The 4,471-nt window shown below is 65.0% G+C and carries 1 protein-coding gene; it reads left to right on the top strand.

Annotation, left to right across the window (positions count from 1 at the left end; translation table 11 throughout):
- Positions 1-139: 139 nt before the first annotated feature.
- Positions 140-4,471: phage tail length tape measure family protein (locus ACK59X_RS29675; protein ID WP_409962256.1), on the top strand; the 4,332-nt coding region annotated here is incomplete at its 3' end.

The raw sequence follows: 4,471 nt of genomic DNA, 5'->3' as shown, positions 1-4,471 counted from the left end.
GGTTCACGCCGCGCGGCCCATTTTTTTTGGGGCTCGCATGGCTGATTTCGGAATTCAGGGCGAGGTAGTTCTCGATTCCAGCAAGGCAGAGTCGTCGGTTGATCGGCTCGGCAACGCTGCTGGGAAGATGGCCATCAACATGCGCCAGGCCGGGGAGCACGCGGGCAGGGACGTGGACAAGATCGGCGATCTCGCCGCGTCCAACACGGAGAAGTTCACCCTTTCGGAAGCCGCGATGGTGGCCAGCATCAAGAAGCTGGCGCTGGAGGCAGCGCGCGCCCAGCCCGTGATCGACAAGCTGGGCGACATCGAGTTCAACATCGCGGCCAAGGGCCTGGATGCGTCCAAGTTCCGGCCCATGCTGGACGTGGTGCAGCAGGTCTCCCGCGAGGCTCAGGCCGCCGCCAACGCGGCCACGCCCGCGCTGAACAAGATCGGCGTGTCCGCCGCGCAGACCCAGGCCGCGCTGCGCCAGTTGCCGGCGCAATTTACCGACATTGTGGTGAGCCTGCAGGGTGGCCAGGCGCCCCTGACCGTGCTGCTGCAGCAGGGCGGGCAGATCAAAGACTCGTTCGGCGGCGCCGGCAACGCGGTCAAGGCCATGGGCGGCTACATCGCCGGCCTGGTCAGCCCGACGACGGTGGCGGCAGCCGCTGTGGCTGCCTTCGGTGCAGGTATGTACATCGTCGAGTCGGAGGCGCGTAAGCTTTCCGACGTAGGCATCGCCTTCAAGGCCGTGGGGCGCGAGGCCGTGCTCTCGGCCGAGGACATCAAGACCCTCCGCCGCGAGGTCTCGCTGCTGCCCCAGATGTCCAAGGACTCGGCCGGCGCTGTCATCACCGAGTTCGCGCGCACCCGCGATATCGGCATTGGCATGCTCAAGGGCCTGTCGCTGGGGATCAACGACTTCGCTGTGGCGCTGGGTCAGGATGCCCCCGCCGCTGCCAAGACCCTGGCCAAGGCCTTTGCTGATCCTGCCAAGGGCGCCAAGGACCTGGACGAGATCCTCGGCTTCCTGACCTCCAATCAGCTGCTCACCATCAAATCGATGGTCGAGATGAACGACAAGGCCGGCGCGCAGAAGGTCATGTTGGAGGCGCTGGCCGCAGCCACAAAGGGCCTGGCCAAGGAAGGCACGGACCTGGAGAAGGCGACGGACGGCTTCAGCAAGAAGTGGTCCGAGGCGATGGGCAACATCGGCGACTCGGCCGCACTGAAGCGCGCCAATGAGGTGCTGGCCGGCATCATCACTACTGCGGGTGACGCCGCCCTCGCGCTGTCCAAGATGAAGCTGCCGGACTGGATGATGCTGCTGCCTGGCGGCGCCGGGCTCGGGCTGAAGGTGACCACCGAGGCCTTGGGCGCGCTGTATCCGTCGAAGGATGCCGCAGCACCTGCAGCGCCGGCCCAGGGCAGCCAGCCCGTGAACTGGAACGGCGGCAAGGGCCGCCCCACGCTCACCTCGCGCGACCTGCTGCAGGACGTGCCCACGTTCGCAGGCATCACCGCCCCAGGCCCGCTGCGCATCGAGTACACGCCAAAAACGCTCGCCACGCAGCTGGGCGCACCCACGCCCGCGCCCGCCGCCCCTGCTCAGACCTCCAAGGAACTGGACGCGCAGGTCAAGTTCATCATGGAGGCGAACAAGGGCTACAAGAGCCAGAAGGCCCAGGTCGAGGACATCCGCAAGGAGATCAAGCTCACCACCACCACGCTGGACGCAGTGCGCAAGGAAGAGGCCGCCGCGGGGCTCAAGACCAGCCCACGGCAGGAGGAGCTGCAGGGCATTCTTGAGGGGCAAAAGGAGAAGCTGGAATCTGCCCTGAAAAAGGGCGGCGGCATGGCCGATGCCGCCAATGCTGCAGTGCAGGCCTTCAAAAACGCCGACAAGGAGATCCTGCGCTCGCGCAAGGCCTTCCTGGACGAGATGGACGCGCTCATGAAGTCCGGCAACGTGGGCGAGCTGGACGCCATCGAGCGGACCATGGAGAAGGAGGACGAACTCTACGCCCAGCGCAAAGCGAATTTTGATGCAGAGCTGGCCAATGCAAAGGCCAAGAAAAACAGCCAGGCCGAGCAGACGCGCATTGATGGCGCAATGAAGGCGGCTGCGGAGGAGCACGAACAGAACATGGCGCGCCTGCGCCGCGAGAGTGCTGCAGCTACTGCCAAGGCGGTGGATGACCTGGAAAGGATGGTCCAGACCGAGCAGCGAGCCGCCCGCTCCTCCTCGGCCAAGGTCAAAGCCGCGCGCGATGAAAACGCCGAAATCGGCCTGACGGGCGAGGCCCTGGGCAAGGTGCGCCAGGCGCGCGTGGATGACGCTGCGGCCCTTGTGGGGTGGGCCGCAGACGCCGCCTTGGCGCTTGATCCCACGGGCCGCCTGAGTGCTGCTATCCGCCAGCAAGCCCAGGACCTGCGCGACGCGGCCAAGGAGCGGGGCTACGGCGACTCGGCCCGCATGGTGGCCGAGTACACCAAGTCGGTGAACGAGGCATCCGCCGCAATAGAGTTCGAAACCTCGGTCATGGGCCTGTCCTCGCGCGAGCGCGATGTGGCCATTGCCAAGTACAAGATCCAGATCGACCTGGCCAACCGCCTCAACAAGATCCTGGCTGACAACCCGACCGATCCGGCCGCTGTGGTGAACCTCAGCAATGACGCGCGCAACACGGCCGCCAAGGACGCGGAAAACGCCGAGAAGCGCCTGCAGCTCGATGAGGTCAAGCAGACCGTGCAGCAGTACGACGGCATTTTCCGGCAGGGCTTTGCCGACATGCTGAACAACGGCAAGGACGGGTGGAAGTCCTTCACCAAGAGCCTGGCCACCACGTTTAAAACGACCGTGGCGGACCAGATCTACAAGCAGTTCGCACAGCCCCTTGTCATCAACATGGTGGGGGCGCTCATGGGAGTGGGCGGCGGTGGAGGCGGTGCCATGGCTGCATTGGGCGGTGGCGGCGGTAGCAACCCGCTTGGTGCCCTCTTTCAGTTGGGCAGCGCGGGCTACCAAGCCTACACGGGCCAGGGGATGATTGGCGCCGCATGGAAGGGGCTGACCAGCTTTTTCGGCGGTGGTGGTGCGTCCGGCCTGGCTGGACCCATTGCAAGCAAGGCGGCGCTCGATGGCACCTTGAGCTTCGGGGGCAACAGCGTGCTGGGCAACAGCTTAGGCGCGGGCGCTGCAGGCGGCTCGTGGATGGCCGGCGGCGTGGCGGGGATGATCGCGATGGCGGCCATCAACGTTCTTGGCGGCATGCGCAGCGAGTCCAAGATCGGCAGCGGCCTGCGGGGCACCCTTGGCAATGGCAGCGAGCTGGAGCCCTGGGAAGAGTGGCGCGAGGGCGGAACGCTGGTAAGCGGGCCTGAGTTCACCAATCACAACCCGCTGGCAACCCTCAAGGACTATCGGCGCCGCCTGAAAGAGCTGCAGGACTCGGGCAACGGTGCGAGCCAGACAGCCGAGGTGTACGGCCGGATCATCTCCGAGATGGAGAAGAACACGAAGGGCCTGGAGGAGGCGACCCGAGCGCAATCGAACTCCATCAACAAGGCATACGACGGAGTGCGGTCCAACGTCGTCAAGATGGCCGATAACCTGGGCTTGGCTGGTAGTAAGGTCAAGGACTTTGCGCAGGTGCTGGATATGCAGGACCTCAATTTCCAGGGCTTGAAGCCCGAGGAGGTAGAGGCAAAGATCACTGCGTTGATGGGCAAGGCGGGTGCCGAGATCACCAAGCAGGTGCTGGGCAGCTGGGAGACTGTCACAGAAACCATCACCCGCGTTGTCCAAGAGAACGTAGGCAGCAGCCAGGGCGAGGATTCGATGTTTGTCTACCGCGAGGAGAGCGAGACAACCACGAAAAGGGTGTACCGGCCCAGCGAGTATGCGAAGCCTGGCGAGACCGCACTGGATACCCTCACGCGGCTATCGACGGCCTTCACGACGCTCAACGAGGCAGCAGACGCATTGGGCTTTGGTGCGCAGAAGGGGACCTTGGCGCTGGCCGACTTCGCAGATGGCTTTATCGAGCTGGCGGGCGGCCTGGAGCGTTTCAATGCCACGATGGGCGCGTTCATCAAGAACTACCTGTCGCCCGAGAAGCAGCGCGAGTACCTGGCGCGCAGCGGCGCGCGGGATTTTGAGGCCTTGGGGATCAAGGGGATCACGGCCGAGGTCATCCTGAACGCGACGCCCGACCAGGTGTTCGCGGCGGTGAATAGCCTGGCCGATGACCCCAAGCTGTATTTCGACGCGATGGACATCGCGAACAAGATCTTCCCCGTCTACGCGTCGTCAGTGACCTCGGCGGCCGAGAAGACCGAGGAACTGGCTGATGTAGTAGACGAACTGGCGCAAGCCTTCGAGACCGCGATCAAGAGCCGAAAGCAAGAGCGCGGCACCCTGCAGGTGCACATGGCCCGCGCCGGTGGCGACGCGGCCGGGGCCCGCCAGCGCGAGCAGGCCCAG

The organism is Acidovorax sp., from assembly GCF_046339755.1.
Taxonomy (GTDB): Bacteria; Pseudomonadota; Gammaproteobacteria; order Burkholderiales; family Burkholderiaceae_C; genus Acidovorax.
The sequence above is the reverse complement of the archived record's forward strand: the minus strand, read 5'-3'. Positions and strand labels throughout refer to the sequence as shown.